Raw genomic sequence first — 19800 nt, 5'->3', positions numbered from 1 at the left:
GTGCTTCTGAGGAGGAGGTGATCGTATGTCGTACGACCTGGAGGTCTATGGTCGAATCGAATTGTCGTCACACGAAATGAGGGAGTTCGTGATCGCCGACGATCAGTTGATCGTTGATGACTCCATGGCATTGGCGCCTCCTGCTGTCCCTATTATCTTCGCGGAGTCCGGCAAGTACGCCTTCGTGTTGTCCGGTGCCTATCGAATTGAACCGGAAGATCTGCCGGCAGGCCACGAGTCTGATCTCGCGCTGGCGACGGTTCTGTATCGAATCGTGGTGGAGCGCGGCGGTGCTGATGGTGTGTTCTCAGCGAAAGCGTTCGCCGAGCGCCTGGCCGCACGAGTTGCCGGATGGGTGGTGGATCCTCAAACGCAGTCCGTGGGTGCTAAGAAGGATGGCCGGCCTCCGGGTTCGCGATTCCTTCATGCTGAGTGGTACTTCGGTGAGGGGAGCCCAGAACTTGCCGCCATCTATCTCGAGACCGGCAGGCGGTTCTATGACAGAGTGGCACCCGTTCGGTTTGGGACGCACGACCCATTGTCAGGCAGTCTCCGCAGGGACGGGGATGATGGTTTTGACCGCTATTTTCGCGATGAATGTTCAGCGAGCAGGCTCATTATCAAAGGGGAAAGTGTTCTCATCAGGGGATTCATTTCCGAATGGTCAGATCCGCTGTGGCCGTCGGTCCGACTGACACTTGAGCTGACAGGCTCTCGTTCCGCCGACCTGAGCGGCCTGGAAACGTTCTTCGTGGAGTTTGCAAAGCGAACGTCGAGCTTCTTTGCCTGCATCGAGGTCAACGATAGCGAGTTCGCGTCGGCTGTCCCGCAGATTGGTACCGGCGAATGGCCGGGTCTTCCACGCGTTCCCCAATGGCTCACATGGTTCTCCCCTAGCTACGGAGAACTAGTGCGACCGTATCTGAAACCAGAGCAAACCGTGACCTACCCGGAGGGGATCCTCCATCGCTGGGCGCTGCACCCGGTCGATGCGGAGGAGATCGCGCGCATCTCAGGACGGCGGTCCTGGTTGCCCGAGAAGTTGACGCCTGTGCAAGACGATCTAGACAATCCGCGGCTGGCCACAGCCCCTGCCCGTCTGCGGCCTGCCGAACTGGGCGGGTCCGGAGCGAGAACCAGCCATCGGCTTTTGCGAGGGTTCTTCGGATTCAAATCGTCGGACTAGCGAATCACCACACGAAGAATTCGCTCAAAGGAACTTGTACCCAGGCAGCTCTCTATCGCAAAGCTGGCCAGACAGCCAGAACGTTTTGAAAGGCATTGCATGTTCTCATTGAAAGTTCCCCGTCGGGGTCGTGGTGTGGCTGTGGGGGTGGCGGCGGCGTTGGTGTCGGCGTTGCTCGTCTCGGTTCCCGTCACCTCGGCGGTGGCCGATGATGCTCCGGGGTTCCTGGTGGAGTCGGGGGCGTATCCGGATGGGGCGTCGGTGGGGGCGGCGAGTGGGATCGTTCTGAAGGACGGCAACGGGGGCCTGCGGGTGGTGACGTGTCCGGTCCCGGTTCCGGTCGCGGCCGGGTTGATCGAGGTGGAGTTCGAGAACGCGGGCAAGAAGGCGAAGGTGTGTTTCGAGACGGTGTTCCGTCCAGCGGTACTGAATCTGGAGATCGCGGCGTCGTTCGGTGTGAAGGCCGGTAAGCAGCCGATGGATGTCACGTACTCGATCGCGGGTGGTCCGGAGACGGAACTCCCGGTTCCGGCGGGTGGGCGTCGCACTGTCGACCAGAATCAGACGGGTCAGTCGACGATCGTGGCGATCGAGGTGGATGCGGTGTCGACGGATGTGCCGGCGACGACGACCACGCATCCGCGGACGGCGATCACGAAGATCCGCACGGGTCTCGGGTCTTGCACGGGAACGCTGGTGGACCGGTCGTGGGTGTTGACGGCGGCGAGTTGCTTCGCGGTCGACCCGGCGACGTTGGTCGCGGGGGCCCCGGCAGCTCCGGCTCGTGTGCTGTTCGGCCCGGATGTCGCGAACGATAAGACGATGAGCGGGACCGGGGATCTGGGCGTGAAGATCACCCGCCTGGAGCCGGCCGGCAACGGTCAGGACGCGGTCCTGGCGAAGCTGGAGGCGCCGGTCGACGACATCACCCCCATGCCGATCGCGACATCGGCTCCGGCCGCCGGTCAGGACATCGCCTTCACCGGCTTCGGTCGCACCGCGTCCGTCTGGGTCCCCCTTGCCGCGCACACGAACACGTACCCGGTCACCGCCGTCAGTACGGCTACCGTGACCGCCGCGGCATCCAGTGCGTCCCTCTGCCTCGGTGACGGCGGCGCCCCCGGCGTCCGCAGCATCGATGGAACGGACACGCTCGTCGCTGTCGCCTCGCAGGCTTCGCAGACCGGTTGCTACGGCTCCGGCATCCCGGCAGGCACCGCTTCGAGCATCGCGACCCGTGGCGACGTGATCGCCGGATGGGTGGCTGCCACGGTCCAGAAGGGGCTCGACACGACCCCGGTGGCCGCGGCGGATCAGGCGCTTGCGCAGCAGATCGTGGCTACCGGACGCGTGAGCGGGACCGAGGCGCTTGCGCAGATCCAGGCGTATGCCGACGGCTTCAAGCGCGGCCACCTGATCGGCGGACAGATTCGCGACTGCACGATCGATCCCGTCATCCTCTCCGCGCTGAAGAACGTCGTGGTGGATCAGCACTTCACGGTCACGGTCTCGTCTCTCAATGAGTACTGCCTCACGGCGACGCCGTCGGCCACGAGCTACCACGCGAAGGACAGCGGCGGTCACGCCGTCGACATCAGCGTGGTGAACGGCGTCGCGGCGACAGGCAACACCGCTCAGGACCTGGCTCTGGCGACCGCGATGTTCACCGCGCTGCCGGCGCCCGCGGGAATCGGTCAGGTCGCGTGCCGCCCGGCACTCACAGTTCCGAACGGCTGGGCGCAGACCGAAGAGGACTGCTCCCACAACCACTTCGAGTACCACGGTGTGCCGCTCACGCCGGCGAAGCCGTCGTTCGATCTGAACAGCGACGGCAAGGCCGATGTGATCGGTATCACCTCATCCAACGCGCTGTACATCTACCACGGCAACGGCAACGGAGGATGGACGACCCAGACCTCCGTCAGCGCTGGGTGGGCGTCGGCCAAGACCATCACCCACGGCGACTACAACGGGGACGGCAAGGGCGACATGATGGTCGTCAACACCGACGGCACGCTCTGGTACTACCAGGGTGATGGTGCGCTGGGCTTCCCGACGAAGGCACTCGCCGCCCGCGGGTGGGACACGAAGGGGCTGATCACGGGTGGCATCGACTTCAACGGCGATCAGAAGGCCGACCTCGTCGCCCGGGAGCCCGACGGCCACCTCTACGCTTACCCGGGCAACGGGAACGGCACATTCGGAGCCAAGATGAAGATCGGCCACGACTGGGGCGGGATCTCTCGGGTCCTCGCCGGTGACTGGACAGGTGACGGAAAGGGCGACATCCTCGCCACCTCGTCGACCGGAGACCTCCTTATCTATCCGGGCAACAACGTGACGCTCACGGGTGGTCCGCAGGTCGGCAACGGGTGGAACAACATCACGGCCATCACGGGAGGCGTCGACTACGGCCTGGACGGCAAAGCCGACCTCTTCGGCCGGACGGGTGACGGCGGACTGTACGTGTACCCCGGACTCGGCATATCCGGGTTCGGAGCCTCCACACGCGTCGGCAACGGATGGACCTCGCTCCGACTGTTCAGCTGAGCCCACTCTCACACTCACTCTCGGTTCTCTTGAAAGGCATTGCATGTTCTCATTGAAAGTTCCCCGTCGGGGTCGTGGTGTGGCTGTGGGGGTGGCGGCGGCGTTGGTGTCGGCGTTGCTCGTCTCGGTTCCGGTGTCGTCGGCGGTGGCGGATGATGCTCCGGGGTTCCTGGTGGAGTCGGGTGCGTATCCGGAGGGGGCCGCGGTGGGTGCGGCGGCCGGGATCGTGTTGAAGGACGGCAACGGCGGCCTGCGGGTGGTCACGTGCGCGACGGGGACCGGGCAGGTCGAGGTCGAGTTCGAGAAGGCCGGCAAGAAGGCGAAGGTGTGTTTTGAGACGGTGTTCCGTCCAGCGGTACTGAATCTGGAGATCGCGGCGTCGTTCGGGGTCAAGGCCGGCAAGCAGCCGATGGACGTCACATACTCGGTCGCGGGTGCTCCGGAGAAGGAGCTCCCGGTTCCTGCGAATGGACGGCGGACGGTCGACGAGCTGCAGACGGGTCAGTCGACGGTCGTGAAGATCGAGGTTGACGCGGTGTCGACGGATGTGCCGGCGACGACCACCACGCATCCGCGGACGGCGAGCACGAAGATCCGCACGGGTCTCGGGTCCTGCACCGGAACGCTCGTGGACCGGTCGTGGGTGCTGACGGCGGCGAGCTGCTTCGCGGCCGACCCGGCGACGTTGGTCGCGGGAGCCCCGGCAGCTCCGGCTCGAGTGCTGTTCGGCCCGGATGTCGCGAACGACAAGACGATGAGCGGGACCGGGGATCTGGGCGTGAAGATCACGCACCTGGAGCCGGCCGGCAACGGTCAGGACGCGGTCCTGGCGAAGCTGGAGGCGCCGGTCGATGACATCACCCCCATGCCGATCGCCACGACCGCTCCGGTCGCCGGTCAGGACATCGCCTTCACCGGCTTCGGTCGCACCGCGTCCGTCTGGGTCCCACTCGCTGCGCACACGAACACCTACCCGGTGACGGCCGTCAACGCGACCACCGTGACAGGTTCGGCGTCCGGTGCATCGCTCTGCCTCGGTGATGGCGGCGCCCCCGGGGTTCGCGACGTCAACGGCACCAAGACGCTCGTCGCCGTCGCCTCGCAGGCTTCGCAGGCGGGTTGCTACGGGTCCGGCATCCCCGCCGGCACCGGATCGGTCACGGCGACGCGCGGCGACATCATCGCACCCTGGGTGGCCACCACCATCGAGAACGGACGCAAGCTCGCCGGAATCAGCGCCGCACAGGTGCTGGAGATCGAGAACATCTCTCAGGCGGGAGCCTGCGTGACCACGAAGGACCGGAACACCGGTGTGGGCAGCGTGATCGTCGGAGTGGTCTGCACCGAGGTCTGGCAGCAGCGTCGGTGGGAGCTCGTCGAGGTCACCCCGACGGTCTTCGCGCTTCGCAACTACGTGAATCGGGACAAGTGCATCGCGGCCGATGCAGCCGGCACGGGCGTCGTGCAGGCCGTGTGCGCTACGACCGACCCGAAGCAGCAGTGGACCTTCCGTGAGCAGCGCGCCGGTGCCGTGAGCATCGTCAACGCCGCTTCCGGCAATGTCCTCTCCGCGCCGACCGCGACCACCCTCTCGCTGCGTGCCGACACCGGGGCGAATGCCGACCGTTGGAAGTACCGCAACGTCACGAAGATGCGATACGACGCAGCGACGATCGGCAGCTACGTCTCGCTGCGCACCGCTGTCGGCGGGAAGTCCGTGGTCGCCGGTGCGGCCTCGGCGCAGGTGACGGTCGGTGACGTTGTCGCGAACTCGCCGTTGGCCACACGAACGGCGTCGACTTTCCGGGTCGTGGCCGGTCTCGTTGACGCGCAGTGCTACAGCTTCGAGTCGCTCACGGTTCCGGGGCAGTACCTCACCATGAACATCGGCGGACTCGTCACGGTGAGCGCTCCCACTGTTCCCTACCGTGCGACCTGGTGCGCGGAGGACGCCGCATTCGGTCAAGGCGTCACCTTCTCGACCGCGACGGACCCGTGGCGTGTGATGCGCAGCCACTCGAATGGCCTCGTCTACGGCGGAGCCTCCTGGTACGCCGGCATCCCGATCGCTGACGACACGCAGAACTTCGTCCCCGACACCGCGTGGACGATCGGTGAGGCCTGGGCGCCGCCGACACTGGCTCCCGCGCAGGTGCTCGAACTTGAGAGCGTCGCGCAGAGTGGCAAGTGCGTGACGGCGAAGGACCGTAGCGCTGTCGCGGGTGCGGTGATCGTCGCGGTGGGCTGCTCCGAGGTGTGGCAGGTGCGTCAGTGGGAGCTGATCGAGTCGGGCGCAGGGGCATTCGCACTGCGCAACACGGTCACCCGGACGTTGTGCCTCGGGAGCGCGGACGCGGCGGGCAGCGCGGTCGTGCAGGCGCCGTGCGATCTGACCGATGCCAAGCAGCGGTGGTCCTTCACCACCCTTCCCTCCGGTGTGGTCACGGTCTTGAACGCCGGGTCGGGCAAGGCCCTGGCAGCTCCGACGGCCGGCACCGTGGCGCTCGCTGCGCCCGTCGCCGCGTCGCCGCAGCAGCAGTGGCGTTACCGCAATGCGACCCAGATGCGGTACGACATCGCCCCTGTGGGGAGTCTCGTCTCGCTTCGTACCGCGGAGACCGGGAAGTCGCTGTCCGCGACCGCGGGCGGTGCTCAGGCCACGATCCCGATGCTTACCGATGCGTCGCCGCTGAGCGCGCGAACGGATGCCACGTTCCGAGTGGTCCCGGGCCTCGCGAACCCGCAGTGCTACAGCTTCGAGTCGCTGTCGGCGCCGGGGCGCTACCTCTACCTGAACGTCGGTGAGAGCATTTCGGTGGCTGCTCCCACGGTTCCGTACCGCGCGACGTGGTGCGCGGAGGATGCGGCGTTCGGGAAGGGGCTGACTTTCAGCATCTCCAGTGATTCGTGGCGCGTGCTGCGCAGCCACAAGAACGGCCTCGTCTACGGCGGTGTCTCCTGGTGGACGGGGGTTCCGAACGCGGATGACACTCAGAACTACATCCCCGACGTCGCATGGACGATCGGCGCCCCCTGGGTGACTGCACCGTAGTCAGCTACTCGGACGGAACCATGTCTCCACTCCCGTCGCAGTTTCTGTCGCTCTGAGCAGGTGAGAACGACAGAAACTGCGACGGGAGCGTGTCGGCGGCGGGCGAGCGGCACGCCCCAGAAGGGGTGCACCAGGCCCCTGCCGATAGGATGGGACGGCCCGAAGAGGGCCAGCTCATCGGCCGGTGCAAACCCGGCGAAAGCCAGGGGGTTACCCATGCCAGGAATCGTTATCGTCGGCGTGCAGTGGGGCGACGAAGGAAAGGGCAAGGCCACCGATCTGCTCGGTGAGCGCACCGACTGGGTGGTGAAGTTCAACGGCGGCAACAACGCCGGTCACACCGTCGTCGTCGGCGACGAGAAGTACGCGCTGCACCTGCTGCCCTCCGGCATCCTGTCTCCCGGCGTCACGCCCGTGATCGGCAACGGCGTGGTGATCGACCTCGAGGTGCTGTTCTCCGAGCTCGAAGCTCTCGCTGCCCGCGGCATCGACGTCTCTCGACTCAAGGTGAGCGCCAACGCGCACATCATCACGCAGTACCACCGCACGCTCGACAAGGTGACCGAGCGGTTCCTCGGCAAGCGCAACATCGGCACCACCGGCCGGGGCATCGGCCCGGCCTATGCCGACAAGATCAACCGCGTCGGCATCCGGGTGCAGGATCTGTTCGACGAGAACATCCTGCGCCAGAAGGTCGAGGGCGCTCTCGACCAGAAGAACCACCTGCTGGTGAAGGTCTTCAACCGCCGCGCGGTCACGTGCGACGAGATCGTGGAAGACCTGCTCTCCTACGCCGAGCGGCTGCGGCCGATGGTCGCCGACACGGGCTACCTGATCGCCGAGGCGCTCGACCGCGATGAGGTCGTCGTGTTCGAGGGCGGCCAGGCCACGATGCTCGACATCGACCACGGCACCTACCCGTTCGTGACCTCGTCTTCGGCGACGGCCGGAGGAGCGGCGACGGGCTCCGGTGTCGGTCCCGGTGCGCTCGACCGCATCGTCGGCATCGTCAAGGCCTACACGACCCGCGTGGGCTCTGGTCCGTTCCCGACCGAGCTGTTCGACGAGCAGGGCGAGTGGCTGCGCAAGCAGGGCTTCGAGTTCGGCACCACGACCGGCCGTCCGCGCCGGGTGGGCTGGTACGACGCCCCCATCACGCGCTACGCCACGCGCATCAACGGCATCACCGACCTCGTGCTCACGAAGCTCGACATCCTCACGGGCCTGGAGCAGATCTCCGTGTGCGTCGCCTACGACGTCGACGGCGAGCGGTTCGACGAGGTGCCGGTCAACCAGACCGACTTCCACCACGCGAAGCCGATCCTGGAGTACTTCCCCGGCTGGAATGAGGACATCTCGGTCGCGCGGACCTTCGAGGACCTGCCGCAGACGGCGCAGGACTACGTGTTGGCGCTCGAGAAGATGAGCAACACGCGCATCTCGGTCATCGGTGTCGGTCCGGAGCGCGACCAGGTCATCGTCCGTCACGACCTGCTCGACTGATCCGCACCCGATGACGCGCTTCTGGCTCGGCGGCTACGGCCCCGCGATGGACGGTTCGGCCGACGGCATCGGCCTGCTCGCAGGAGATGAGGGTCGCGAGGCGTCCACTCTCGCCTACCGTGGCGCTGCGGTGGAGGTTCCTTCGCCGTCCTGGCTGGCGCAGCATCCGACCCTCGACGTCGTCTACGCGGCGCTCGAAGGAGACTCCGCGGTGCAGGCGTTCGTTCGTGCGGGTGAGGGTGTGCTGGTGCCGCTGGGTGCGCCCGCGCCGGTCGGTCAGTACGTGTGTCATGTGGCGGTCGCCCCGAACGGCTCGGCGCTGATCGCCAGCTGCTACGGCGACGGCCGTGTCGTGAGGCTCGGGCTGGACCCAGAAGGGCGCATAGTCCCCGCGAAGGCGGATGCGGCGGCGGCACTCCGGGCCGCACTGTTCGGTGATGACGCGGATCCTGATGCTCCCGCTCCGACCCCTCCCGGAGACGGCGTCGCGGCGGTGGACCCGTACGGGGTGGGCGGCGACCGTGTCTCGCATGCGCACGCCGCGGTGTTCCTCCCCGATGGACGCGTCGCCACGACCGACCTCGGGTTCGACCTCGTGAGGTTCTGGCGGCAGGGTGGCAGCGGGCTGGTGCTCGACCACGAGGTGGTTCTGCCGCTCGGCACTGGACCGCGGCACATGGTGCTGCACCCCAGCGGGCACCTGCACGTGGTCACCGAGTACTCGTGCGAGGTGTTCACACTCGGCCGCGCGGTCGATGGCACCTGGAGCGTGGTGTCGGTGACCCTGACGAGCCCGATCTCCGAAGTGGGCACAGACTTCCCCGCCGAGCTCGCCCGCACCCGTGACGGACAGTTCCTCTATACGGCCCTGCGTGGAAGCAACACGATCGCCGCGTTGCGGGTGCGCGGCGGGGGCGAGGCGTTGGAGTCGGTGGCGCTGGCGGATTCCGGCGTCGACTGGCCTCGGCACCACCTCGTCCACGAGGGCAAGATGCTTGTCGCGGGGCAGCGTTCCGACACCATCAGCCTGATCGACCTCGACGAGCGCACGGGCGCGCCCCTCGGCGTCCGCCACGAAGCGCAGGTTCCGACGCCGACGCACTTCCTTCCGGTGCGCTGACTTCGGCGCGATTCACTCGCTCGCGGTGAACAGCAGCGCCGCGTTGTGCCCGCCGAAGCCGAAAGAGGTCGACAGCACGGTGCGGACTGGATGTGCTCGGTCGCGGTCGCGGACGAAGTCCCATCCCTCCGCGCACGGATGCGAAAGGTTGATCGTCGGAGGGAGGACCTGATCGCGCAGGGTCAGTGCCACGATGACGGCCTCGACGACACCCGCGGCTCCGAGCAGGTGTCCGGTGCTCGACTTGGTCGCGGTCAGGGGAACGGATCTGGCTCGCGTGCCCAGAGCCTGTTCGAGGGCGATGAGCTCTGCCGTGTCGCCGAGCACCGTGCCCGTGCCGTGGGTGTTCACGTGGTCGATGTCTGCTGCGTGGAGCCCCGCGTCCTCCAGGCAGGCGGTGATCGCCCTCGTCGCCCCGGTCGCAGTGGGATCGGGTGCCGTGGCGTGATGCGCGTCGCTGGTCGCACCGAATCCGGCGAGCGTGGCGAGGGGCCGGGCGCCGCGAGCTCGGGCGACGTCCGCAGCCTCCAGCAGCACGGCGGCTGCTCCCTGAGCCATGACGAAGCCCGTGCGTGCCTTGTCGAACGGGCGTGAGGCCGAGACGGGGTCGTCGTCGAACCCCGTCACGACCGAGCGCAGGTTCGCGTGCGCGGCGAGGTGCAGCGGGTTCAGGCAGTCCTCCACTCCGACGACCAGCACGGCGTCGGCGTAGCCGTGTCGGATCCGTCGGAGGGCTTCCCCGAGGGCCACGGCTCCACTCGCACAGGCCGCGGCGACGGCGTGAGTCTGCCCGAGGAAGCCGTGTCGTCGGCTGAGCACCCCGGCGATGGCGTCGGCCGTGCCGTAGACGGTGAGTCCTGCGGGCACCCGGCGCGGACCCTCCTCGCCCAGCGCACGCGCGGCCCGCACCGTCGCATCCATCGGCCCTGATCCGGTGGCGACGATCACCTGCGTTGCCCAGGCGTCCCCCGGCCGGTCGTTCCACCCTGCGTCCGAGAGTGCTTCGTCCGCGGCGCCGATCGACCACCGCTGCATCGGCGAGAGGCGCCGTGCGAGAGGGGCCGACAGGCCGGAGGGGTCGACGAATCCACGCACCACTCCGCCGACTCGCACCGGCCCGGATCCGACGATCTCCGGAGGGAGTGCGGTGATTCCGCTGCGTCCGGTGCGCACGGAGGACCAGAGCTCCGGCGCCGTGAGACCGCTCGGCGTCACCGCGCCGACGCCGGTGAGGACGACGGGTCGTCCGGTGCTCATGATCGTCCTCCTCTGCGCGTCACGAGTTCTGCGACGGCCGCGCGACGGATCTTTCCGCCGGCGGTTCGGGGGAACTCCGGGACTGCGTACCAACGACGGGGAACGGATGCCGGGGCGAGCCGGTCACGCGCCCACCCGAGCAGCTCCGCGGTGGTCGGGGCCTCCCCCTCGACGACCAGTGCGATCCGCGTGCCGAGTCGATCATCCTGCTGGGCGATCGCGCAGCAGGCGCCGAGACCCGGCATCCCCTCGAAGGCGCGCTGCACCTCGTCGAGGGCGATGGTGTGTCCCCCGGTGGTGACCACGTCGCCGTGGCGGCCGACGAACGCGAAGTCCCGGTCGCGCAGCCGTCCCTGGTCGTGCACGCTCGCCCAGCCGTCGGTGTCCGACAGCGGCACCGAGGTGGTGCTCCGCAGGTAGGTCGTCGAACACGAGGGGGACCGTACCCAGAGGCTGCCGAGCTCGCCCGGCGACAGGTCGTTGCCTTCGTCGTCGCGCACGCGGGCTTCGACATGCGGGTAGAGGCGGATGTCGCCGTCGCCGGCACGGTCGTCGCCGATGAAGCCGAGTTCGCCCGTGCCGAAGTAGCCGATTGTCGTGGCGTGCGGGAGTGCCAGGGCGGCGCGTGCTCGGGTGGCGGCAGAGAGCGCGGCGCCACCGGTCACGATGAGCTCGATGGCGTCGTATCGGCCTGGATGGCGCAGGGCTGCATCGACGAGAGTGCTCACCGCCGCGGGCACCGTGACCACACGGGTGATCCCTTCGTCGTGCACGCGGGAGGTGAGCCACAGGTCGTCGAGGCGGTCGGCGACGTGCAGCTCGCCGCCCGTGGCCAACACCTCGAACAGTGTGAAGAGCGTCAGGCTGTACGACATCGGCCCCGGAGCGAAGGTGGCGACGCGCTCGTCTGCGCCCAGGTAGCTTCGGGAGACGGCGATGTTCGCCGCGTAGTGGGTCCGCGTCTTGAGGAACGCTTTCGGAGCGCCCGTCGTGCCCGACGAGGTCAGCAGCAGGAAGGGAGAATCGGCCGGGGTTTCGCCGGTGGCGGGGATAGCCGAGGCGGAGGGTCCGACGTCGGCGAGCCCGAGCACCAGGCCCGGCCACCCGCGCGATCGCAGGGCATGTCGGAGTGACGGCACGTCTGTGATCACGGCGGTCACCTCGCACGCGACGATCAGCTCGAGCTGCAGCGTCACGGGCCATTGCGGGTCGATGACGGTGAGGATGCGGTCACCCGCCTCCGCAGCGACGACGATGCGGGCGGTGTCGAAGGCGGTCGACAGGCAGATGGCGACGATCGGGGGGAGCGGTGGGTGACCGGGCGATCCCGAGCGCGTCGTCGCGAGCACCCGGTCGAGACTCGCGGAGATCCCGCGGGATTGTGTGTGGAGCTCGCCGTAGGTCAGGCGCGCGTCCGTGCCGACGATCGCCGGACGGTCAGGGTCTGCGGTGGCGACGTGATGGAGCATCGGGGAGAGAGACGTGACAACTCCTCGGCTGGTGTGCGGGGGACGGATTGCGGGAGAGCGGTTTGCACGGAGACACGGCGCTTCCCTATTCTAATGAACACCGTTCAGGTGAACGGTGTTCAGGAGGATTCATGTCCATGTCCCGCGCCACCGACGCGAGCGCCTCGCTCGGACGCATCGCCGTCTTCGCCGCACTGATCGTCGTGCTCGGCGCCGTCATCGTGCCCCTGCCGAGCGGAGTGCCGATCACTGCGCAGACCCTCGGGGTCATGCTGGCTGGACTCGTGCTGGGTCCGCGCCTCGCACCACTCGCGGTCGTGCTCGTGCTCGCGCTCGCCGCAGTCGGTCTGCCGGTGCTGGCGGGAGGTCGCGGGGGTTTGGGTGTCTTCGTCGGACCGAGTGCCGGGTATCTCCTCGGGTGGATCGCCGGCGTCGTGGTGATCGGGCTCCTCATGCGCACAGGCCGCTTCATGTGGTGGCGGTCCGCGGGGGCGGCGCTCATCGGCGGAGTGTTTGTCGTCTACGCATTCGGCATCCCGGTGCAGGCGCTCGTGACCGGAGTACCCCTCGGGCCCACGGCGTTGTCGAGCCTCGTCTTCCTGCCGGGCGACCTGATCAAGGTGGTGGCCGCGACGCTGGTCGTCGTCGCGCTCCGTCGTGCCTACCCGCGTGCTTTCGCTGATGGCGGGCGGGGCCGGGCGGTGGCTGCGGGGGCGTGAGGGCCACCTCCGCCGGGCTTGACACCACGCCGCAGGGAACAACTCACCCGTGACTCGGCGTTGGTCATGAGCGAGACTGGGCCACGTAATCGGCTCACGGAGAGGTGCGACGCATGAACGCTGCGGAGAAGACCGACGAGTACGACCTGATCGTGTTGGGCGGTGGTCCGGTGGGCGAGAACGTCGCCGACCGAGCCGTGCAGGGCGGACTCACCGCGATCATCGTGGAGAGAGAGCTCGTCGGAGGTGAGTGCTCCTACTGGGCGTGCATGCCGTCGAAGGCGCTGCTGCGGGCGGCGCAGGCGCTCCGGGCCGCACAGCACGTGGGTGGGTCCTCCCAGGCGGTGACCGGAAAGCTCGATGTGCGGGCTGTGTTCGACCGCCGCGACTCCTTCACCAGCAACTGGTCGGACGACGGCCAAGTGAAGTGGCTCGACTCGGCCGGCATCGACCTCGCTCGTGGCCACGGCCGCATCACGGGGGAGCGCGAAGTGACGGTGACGGATGCCGACGGCGCAGAGCGCGTGCTCACGGCCCGGCACGCTGTCGCCATCAGCACAGGATCGGATGCCGTCATCCCACCCATCGACGGACTCCGCGAAGCCACCCCATGGACCAGCCGCGAGGCCACCAGCGCCGAAGAGCTGCCTGACAGCCTGGCTGTCATCGGCGGAGGCGTCGTCGCCGTCGAGATGGCAACCGCCTATGCCGCACTCGGCTCGAAGGTCACGGTGATCGCCCGCAGCGGTCTGCTCGGCGGGATGGAGCCCTTCGCGGGCGAACGCGTCGCCGCGGGCCTCAGGGAACTCGGCGTCGACGTGCGCACCGGCACGGGCACCACATCCGTGCGCCGCGGCGCGGACGGCGTGACCATCACCCTCGACGGTGGCGAGGAGATCACCGCCACCGAGGTGCTCGTCGCGACGGGGCGCTCGCCCCGCGGCGGTGACATCGGCCTCGACGTCGTGGGCCTGGAACCCGGTCGCTGGATCGAGACGGACGACACGCTCCGCGTCCCCGGATCCGACTGGCTCTACGCGGTCGGCGACGTGAACGGCCGCGTGCTCCTCACCCACCAGGGCAAGTACCAGGCGCGCGCCGCCGGCGACGTGATCGTCGCCCGTGCCAAGGGCGAAGATGTCGACGATGCCCCGTGGGGTCGCCACGTCGCGACCGCCGACCAGGCCGCCGTCCCGCAGGTCACGTTCTCGATCCCCGAGGTCGGATCGGTGGGACTCACCGAGGCTCAGGCGACGAAGGCCGGCATCGCGGTCAACGCCGTCGACTACGACCTGGGCTGGGTCGCCGGCGCGAGCCTCTACGAAGACGGCTTCGAAGGCCAGGCGCGACTCGTGGTCGACACCGATCGCGACGTCGTGATCGGTGCGACGTTCGTCGGGCCCGAGGTGGCCGAGCTGGTGCACGCGGCGACCGTGGCGATCGTCGGAGAGGTGCCGATCGCCCGCCTCTGGCACGCGGTGCCGTCGTACCCCACGATCAGCGAGATCTGGCTGCGGCTGCTGGAGGGCTACGGCCGCGACTCCGCCTGATCGACGACGGCGTCTGGCGCGCATCCCGACCCAATCCGTTCGTGTGATCGTGCCGAACAGGATCCGGATTGTTTCTCATATTGACGACCCCGATGCAACCCTCACCCACGATGTCGCACCCGTCTTATACGCTCATACCCACATCCGAGGAGGCAGGACCATGAAGGCTGTACTCGCAGGAACCGTCATCGCCGAAGCCGACGAGAGCGATCTCGCCCGCATCGAGGGGAACTGGTACTTCCCGCCGGCGTCCATCACGCCCGGAGTTCTCGTCGAGAGCCCCACGCCCTACACCTGCCCGTGGAAGGGTGAGGCTCAGTACTACTCGGTGCAGACCGACGGCGAGCTCCACACCGACTACGCGTGGTCGTATCCGAACCCCTACCCCTCCGCCTTCGATCGGGTGGGCAAGGACTTCTCCGGGTTCGTGGCCTTCGATCCCCGTGTCGAGGTCGGCCCGTAGCCATCTGAAGAGCCCGTACGCATCTGAAGAGCCCCCGTAAGCATCTGAAGAGCACAGACTCCTCCGCTCTCACATCGATCGACCGACTGGAGACCAGCCCATGATCGAGTTCCGCAACGTCACCAAACGATTCCCCGGTGGCGCCCTCGCCGTCGACGACTTCAGCCTCGTGCTGCCCTCGCGCAAGACCACGGTGTTCGTCGGCTCGTCCGGCTGCGGCAAGACCACTCTGCTCCGCATGATCAACCGCATGGTCGAGCCGACCTCCGGCGAGGTCGAGATCGACGGCGAGAGCGTGCTCCAGGGTGACCCGGTCGCTCTGCGCCGACGTATCGGCTATGTCATGCAGAACTCCGGCCTGATGCCGCACTTCACGGTGATCGACAACGTCGCCACGGTGCTGCGCCTGACCGGTGTGAAGAAGACTGCCGCCCACAAGCGCGCACGGGAGCTGCTCGACACGGTCGGCCTCGACCAGGCACTCGCCGAGCGGTACCCGAGCCAGTTGTCGGGCGGTCAGCAGCAGCGCGTCGGCGTGGCCCGCGGGCTCGCGGCCGACCCGAACATCCTGCTCATGGACGAGCCCTTCGGCGCGGTCGACCCCATCGTGCGGGCCGACCTGCAGCAGGAGACCCTGCGGCTGCAGCACGAGCTCGACAAGACCGTGGTGTTCGTCACGCACGACATCGACGAGGCGTTCCTGCTCGGCGACCAGGTCGTCATCCTCGATAAGGGCGCGCGCATCGTGCAGGTCGGCAGCCCCAGCGAGATCATCGAGAACCCTGCGGACGACTTCGTCTCGGCGTTCATCGGCGCCGACCGTGGTCGCCGCGCCCTGCACCTCAAGCAGACTCCCCGTGGCACGGTCGTGGTCGACTCAGAAGGGCGCACTCAGGGCTCGATCGTCGATGTGCCGGATGCCGTGACCGACGCGCTCCTGAGCGAGGAGAGCGTGACGAAGGGCGCTCCGTGAACTGGATCGTCGACAACATCGGCCTCATCCTCGAGCTGACCGCCATCCACCTGCAGCAGAGTGCGATCGCGATCGTGCTCGGCTTCGTGCTGTCGCTGCCCCTCGGATGGGTCGCATGGCGATATCAGCTGGTGAAGGGGCCGGTCATCGTCCTCACCGGACTGCTCTACACGATCCCCTCGCTCGCGCTGCTGATCCTGCTCCCCTCGGTCGCCGGCTATCCCGCCCGCAGCCCTGTGAACCTCATCATCGGCCTCACGATCTACGCCGTCGCGATCCTCGTACGGGCCGTGTCCGACGGCCTCGACTCGGTCGACCCCGCCATCCGGCAATCCGCCACCGCCATGGGCTACGGAGGCTTCCGCCGGTTCTGGACCGTCGACTTCCCCCTTGCCGGTCCCGTCGTGCTCGCGGGCCTGCGCGTGGCAGCCGTCAGCACCATCTCCCTCGCCACGGTCGGCATCCTCGTCGGGGTGACCAACCTGGGCTATCTCTTCACCAACGGCCTGCAGCGACGCATCCTCGCCGAGGTCTTCGCCGGAGTGATCGCCGTCGTCGTGATCGCTCTCCTCATCGACCTGCTGCTCATGCTCCTTGGTCGCGCACTCATGCCCTGGACGCGCGCCGCCAAGACGCCGTCTGCCGCGAAGCAGACCGCCGCACTGGGGGCCGCCGCATGAACGTCTTCACGGAAGCCTTCGCCTGGCTGTTCTCCCCCGACCGGTGGGTGGGGACCTACTCGCTGCCGGTCCTGTTCGGCCAGCACATGTACTACACGCTGATCTCGGTGCTGATCGCCGGCGTCATCGCGATACCGCTCGGGTGGCTCATCGGCCACACCGGCAAGGGCCGCGAGATCGCCGTCGCCGTCTCGGGTGCGGCACGCGCCATCCCCTCGTTCGGCCTGATGGTGCTGCTCGTGCTGATCCTGGGTGTGCTGCGGGTGCCCGAGGCCGCGATCATCACGTTCGTGCTCCTCGCGATCCCCTCCCTCCTCGCCGGCGCCTACACCGGGCTCGAGGCCATCGACCGTCGCGTGCTCGACTCCGCGCGCTCGATGGGCATGACCGAGTGGCAGGTGTTCTGGAAGGTCGAGGTGCCCCTCGGGCTCCCGCTGCTCGTCGGTGGCATCCGCGCGGCCCTGCTGCAGGTGATCGCCACTGTCACCATCGCCGCCTACGTGAACCTCGGGGGTCTCGGCTGGCCGATCATCCAGGGCATCCCGCTGCGCAAGTTCGACCAGGTGCTCGGCGGTGCGATCCTCGTGGCCGTGCTCGCGCTGGTCGTCGACCTGATCTTCGCTCTCCTCCAGCACGCCGCCGTTCCCGCAGGGGTGCGCGCACCGATCACGAAGCGCCGTTCCCGCGCGGCCGCGGCCTCGCCCACGCCGGCCACCGCCTGACGCGCATCACAGCCTTATACATCCCACAGCCCAATACCGTTCCACAGCCTCACCCCCGTTTGTCCCAGAGAAGAGGAAGTCCCATGTTCACAGCACGGAAGTCACGTCTCGCCCTCGCCGGTGGAGCCGCGCTCGCCGCGGTGCTCGTCCTCGGCGGTTGCGCGAACAGCAACCCGCTCGATACCCCGACCGAAGGATCGAGCTCCGGTGACGACACCATCGTCATCGGCTCGCAGGCCTACTACTCGAACGAGATCATCGCCGAGATCTACGCCCAGGCACTGGAGGGCGCCGGCTTCAAGGTCGACAAGCAGTTCAACATCGGCCAGCGCGACGCCTACATGCCCGACGTCGAGTCCGGCGCGATCGACCTGTTCCCCGAGTACACGGGCAACCTGCTCGAGTACCTCGACAAGAACGCGACCGCCACGAGTCCGGACGACGTCTATGCGGCTCTGAAGGACGCGCTGCCCGACGGGCTGACGGCTCTCGACTACGCCGAGGCCTCCGACCAGGACACCTACACCGTGCTCAAGAGCTTCGCCGAGGAGAACGGCCTCACCTCGATCGGCGACCTCTCCAAGGTGACCACCCCGGTCACGATCGGCGCCGCGCCGGAGTTCGAGCAGCGCCCCTACGGCCCCGCCAAGGCCAAGGAGGTCTACGGCGTCGACCTCGGCTTCTCGGCGACCGGCCCGACCACGCTGGAGTCCCTGCTCGCCGGCGAGATCCAGGTGGCGGACATCTACTCGGCCGACCCCGCATTCCAGACTGAGGACATCGTCGCGCTCAAGGACCCGGAGAACATCATCCTGGCCTCGAACGTCGTGCCGATCGCCTCGAGCGACGTCGCCGACGAGATCTCCGACGTCATCAACGCGATCAGCAAGAAGCTCACCGCCGAGCAGCTCGTCGCTCTCAACGTGCAGAGCACGGTCGACCAGAAGTCGGCGGAGGACATCGCCAAGAAGTGGCTGGCCGACAACGACCTCAGCTGAGTCGGGCAGACAGAAGCGCCCGGACCCGCAAGGGTTCGGGCGCTTCGTCATTGCCGGAAGGCAGAGTCATCCTGCCGACGGCAGAGTTAATGCTCGCGGATGACGCTTCCCATGCCAGAAGTTGTCAACATTGAAGAATGTATAATTTTACTCGCACGATCCGACCGCACATCTCCGCCGGGCGAGGGGCCACGGTGCTGGTGTCAGGTCTCAGCGCCTGGTTCGGGACCACGCTCCTCGTCGCCACCGCTTTCCTGACGGTCGTCGTCCAGGGGTCGAGCGTCGGGGAATCGTTCACGGTGAATGTTCTCCTCACCGTCATCGCCGGGATCTTCTCGACGATCGCCTTCTACGTCGCCGGAGTGGTGACGGCGAACACCTTCGCCACGGCACTGGCCGGACGCGTCCGCACGATCGCCCTCTTCCGCCTCCTGGGCACGTCGGCCACCACTCTTCGCCGTCAGGCAGCTCGCGACGGATTGCTCGTCGGTATCGTGGGCAGCACGCTCGGGACCGGAATCGCCCTGGGGTTGTGCGCCGGGGCTGTGCCGCTGCTCGTGCTCACGAAGGCGATACCAGACCTCGAGTATCAGGTCGTCACCCCGATCGTTTTTGCCCCGATCGTGGTCGTCACGACGGTCACCTGGGCAGCGGCGTGGACGGGCGCTCGCAGAGTCACCGCCGTCTCGCCGCTCGCAGCCCTCAACAGTGATGTGGAACCGGTGCCTGAGGTCGCTCACCGCCGCCCGGTGCGCACCGTGTCGAGTGTGCTCCTGCTGTTGGTGGGTCTCGGAGCGCTGGGCGGTTCCGTCGCACTCGGCATCCACACGCCGTTCGCCCTCGCTCCCGCATTCGTGGGAGGCGTGCTCGTCTTCTCCGGTGTGATCGTCGGCGATCACCTGCTCGCCCGTTCGTCTCTCTGGCTCGTCGGCCTTCCGCTGCGGCGCGGCGCACTCGGCCGGATGGCGGCCACGTCGCTGCGGCAGAACCCGCAACGAAGCATCCGCACCCTGGTCGGTCTGGTGATCGGGTTGACGCTCGTGATGACTCTGGCCGTCGCATCCGCGACCTTCGCTGATGCGTTGGCGCGCTTCGATACGGGCACGGAGTCCGGCGGTGACGGGGTCATCGGAACGACGGTGGCAATTCTCGGTGCGATCCTCGGTTTTTCGACGATCATCTCGAGCGTGGGACTCGTCAACAATGTGAGCCTGAGCATCTCGCAACGAAGCCGCGAGCTCGGACTTCTGCGCGCGCTGGGGTTGACGGCCGCTCAGGTGCGGCGTCTGATCTTCTGGGAGGTAGCGCAGACGACTGCTGCCGGCGTGGGGGTCAGCCTGCTGCTCGGCGTCTTCCTCGGGTGGGCGGGCGCGCAATCCCTGTTGGGGTCGCTGGTGGGCGGCTTCGTGGCACCGAGCATCCCGTGGGTCTTCATCGGTGCCGTGATCGTCGCCAGCGCTGCGTTGGCTCTGATCGCGACCGCTGCACCTTCGCGGCGGGCGCTCCGCTCCAGCCCGATCAAAGCGCTTCAGCCGGTGTGAAGGTCGTGCTGCACTCG

At 67.7% G+C, this 19800-nt stretch carries 15 protein-coding genes; 13 read left to right on the top strand and 2 right to left on the bottom strand.

What is annotated here, in order from left to right:
• Positions 1-25: 25 nt before the first annotated feature.
• The 5 genes from RN51_RS03350 to RN51_RS03325 all read left to right on the top strand — a co-directional run bounded on the left by RN51_RS03350 (position 26) and on the right by RN51_RS03325 (position 9411).
• Positions 26-1186, top strand: coding sequence for a hypothetical protein (locus RN51_RS03350; protein ID WP_045262631.1), 1161 nt, complete (start codon positions 26-28; stop codon positions 1184-1186).
• 99 nt (positions 1187-1285) lie between these two features.
• On the top strand, positions 1286-3736 hold the full coding sequence (locus RN51_RS17920; RefSeq protein ID WP_156149073.1) for an FG-GAP-like repeat-containing protein: 2451 nt from the start codon (positions 1286-1288) through the stop codon (positions 3734-3736).
• A gap of 43 nt (positions 3737-3779) precedes the next feature.
• Positions 3780-6788 (top strand): AbfB domain-containing protein, encoded by a 3009-nt coding sequence (locus RN51_RS17915; protein ID WP_156149072.1) that lies wholly within the window; start codon positions 3780-3782, stop codon positions 6786-6788.
• Between the two features lie 216 nt (positions 6789-7004).
• Positions 7005-8291: an adenylosuccinate synthase gene (locus tag RN51_RS03330; protein ID WP_045262630.1), complete on the top strand. Its 1287-nt coding sequence runs from the start codon at positions 7005-7007 to the stop codon at positions 8289-8291.
• A 10-nt stretch (positions 8292-8301) separates the two neighbouring features.
• Positions 8302-9411, top strand: a complete 1110-nt coding sequence (locus RN51_RS03325) for a lactonase family protein (RefSeq protein ID WP_045262629.1) — start codon at positions 8302-8304, stop codon at positions 9409-9411.
• 12 nt (positions 9412-9423) lie between these two features.
• Here RN51_RS03325 and RN51_RS03320 read toward each other — a convergent pair whose 3' ends face one another.
• Together RN51_RS03320 and RN51_RS03315 are read right to left on the bottom strand one after the other, a co-directional pair.
• A complete protein-coding gene (locus RN51_RS03320) occupies positions 9424-10668 on the bottom strand; it encodes a beta-ketoacyl-[acyl-carrier-protein] synthase family protein (RefSeq protein ID WP_045262628.1) in 1245 nt (414 codons plus the stop codon).
• Complete coding sequence (locus tag RN51_RS03315) at positions 10665-12137, bottom strand: class I adenylate-forming enzyme family protein (protein ID WP_045262627.1); 1473 nt, start codon at positions 12135-12137, stop codon at positions 10665-10667. The genes RN51_RS03320 and RN51_RS03315 overlap by 4 nt, the downstream gene beginning before the upstream one ends.
• Positions 12138-12268: 131 nt before the next feature.
• Between RN51_RS03315 and RN51_RS03310 the strand changes: the two genes are divergently transcribed.
• From RN51_RS03310 to RN51_RS03275, 8 genes are all read left to right on the top strand, one after another.
• Positions 12269-12856 (top strand): biotin transporter BioY, encoded by a 588-nt coding sequence (locus RN51_RS03310; RefSeq protein WP_045262626.1) that lies wholly within the window; start codon positions 12269-12271, stop codon positions 12854-12856.
• A gap of 113 nt (positions 12857-12969) precedes the next feature.
• Entirely contained in the window at positions 12970-14406 is a 1437-nt protein-coding gene (locus tag RN51_RS03305) for a dihydrolipoyl dehydrogenase family protein (RefSeq protein ID WP_045262625.1), read from the top strand.
• Between the two features lie 160 nt (positions 14407-14566).
• Complete coding sequence (locus RN51_RS03300) at positions 14567-14869, top strand: DUF427 domain-containing protein (protein WP_045262624.1); 303 nt, start codon at positions 14567-14569, stop codon at positions 14867-14869.
• A 100-nt stretch (positions 14870-14969) separates the two neighbouring features.
• The gene (locus RN51_RS03295) at positions 14970-15842 is read left to right on the top strand and encodes an ABC transporter ATP-binding protein (protein ID WP_045262623.1); all 873 of its coding nucleotides are present in this window, start codon (positions 14970-14972) and stop codon (positions 15840-15842) included.
• Positions 15839-16522: an ABC transporter permease gene (locus tag RN51_RS03290; protein ID WP_045262622.1), complete on the top strand. Its 684-nt coding sequence runs from the start codon at positions 15839-15841 to the stop codon at positions 16520-16522. Before RN51_RS03295 ends, RN51_RS03290 begins: the two co-directional genes overlap by 4 nt.
• A complete protein-coding gene (locus RN51_RS03285) occupies positions 16519-17244 on the top strand; it encodes an ABC transporter permease (protein WP_045262621.1) in 726 nt (241 codons plus the stop codon). The genes RN51_RS03290 and RN51_RS03285 overlap by 4 nt, the downstream gene beginning before the upstream one ends.
• A gap of 83 nt (positions 17245-17327) precedes the next feature.
• The gene (locus RN51_RS03280) at positions 17328-18242 is read left to right on the top strand and encodes an ABC transporter substrate-binding protein (protein ID WP_045262620.1); all 915 of its coding nucleotides are present in this window, start codon (positions 17328-17330) and stop codon (positions 18240-18242) included.
• A gap of 137 nt (positions 18243-18379) precedes the next feature.
• Positions 18380-19783 (top strand): ABC transporter permease, encoded by a 1404-nt coding sequence (locus RN51_RS03275; protein ID WP_045262619.1) that lies wholly within the window; start codon positions 18380-18382, stop codon positions 19781-19783.
• Positions 19784-19800 lie beyond the last annotated feature (17 nt).

Origin of the sequence: Microbacterium oxydans (assembly GCF_000956405.1) — a bacterium.
Lineage (GTDB): Bacteria > Actinomycetota > Actinomycetes > Actinomycetales > Microbacteriaceae > Microbacterium > Microbacterium oxydans_C.
Note: the sequence above shows the minus strand (reverse complement) of the source record. Positions and strands in the feature narration are given on the sequence as shown.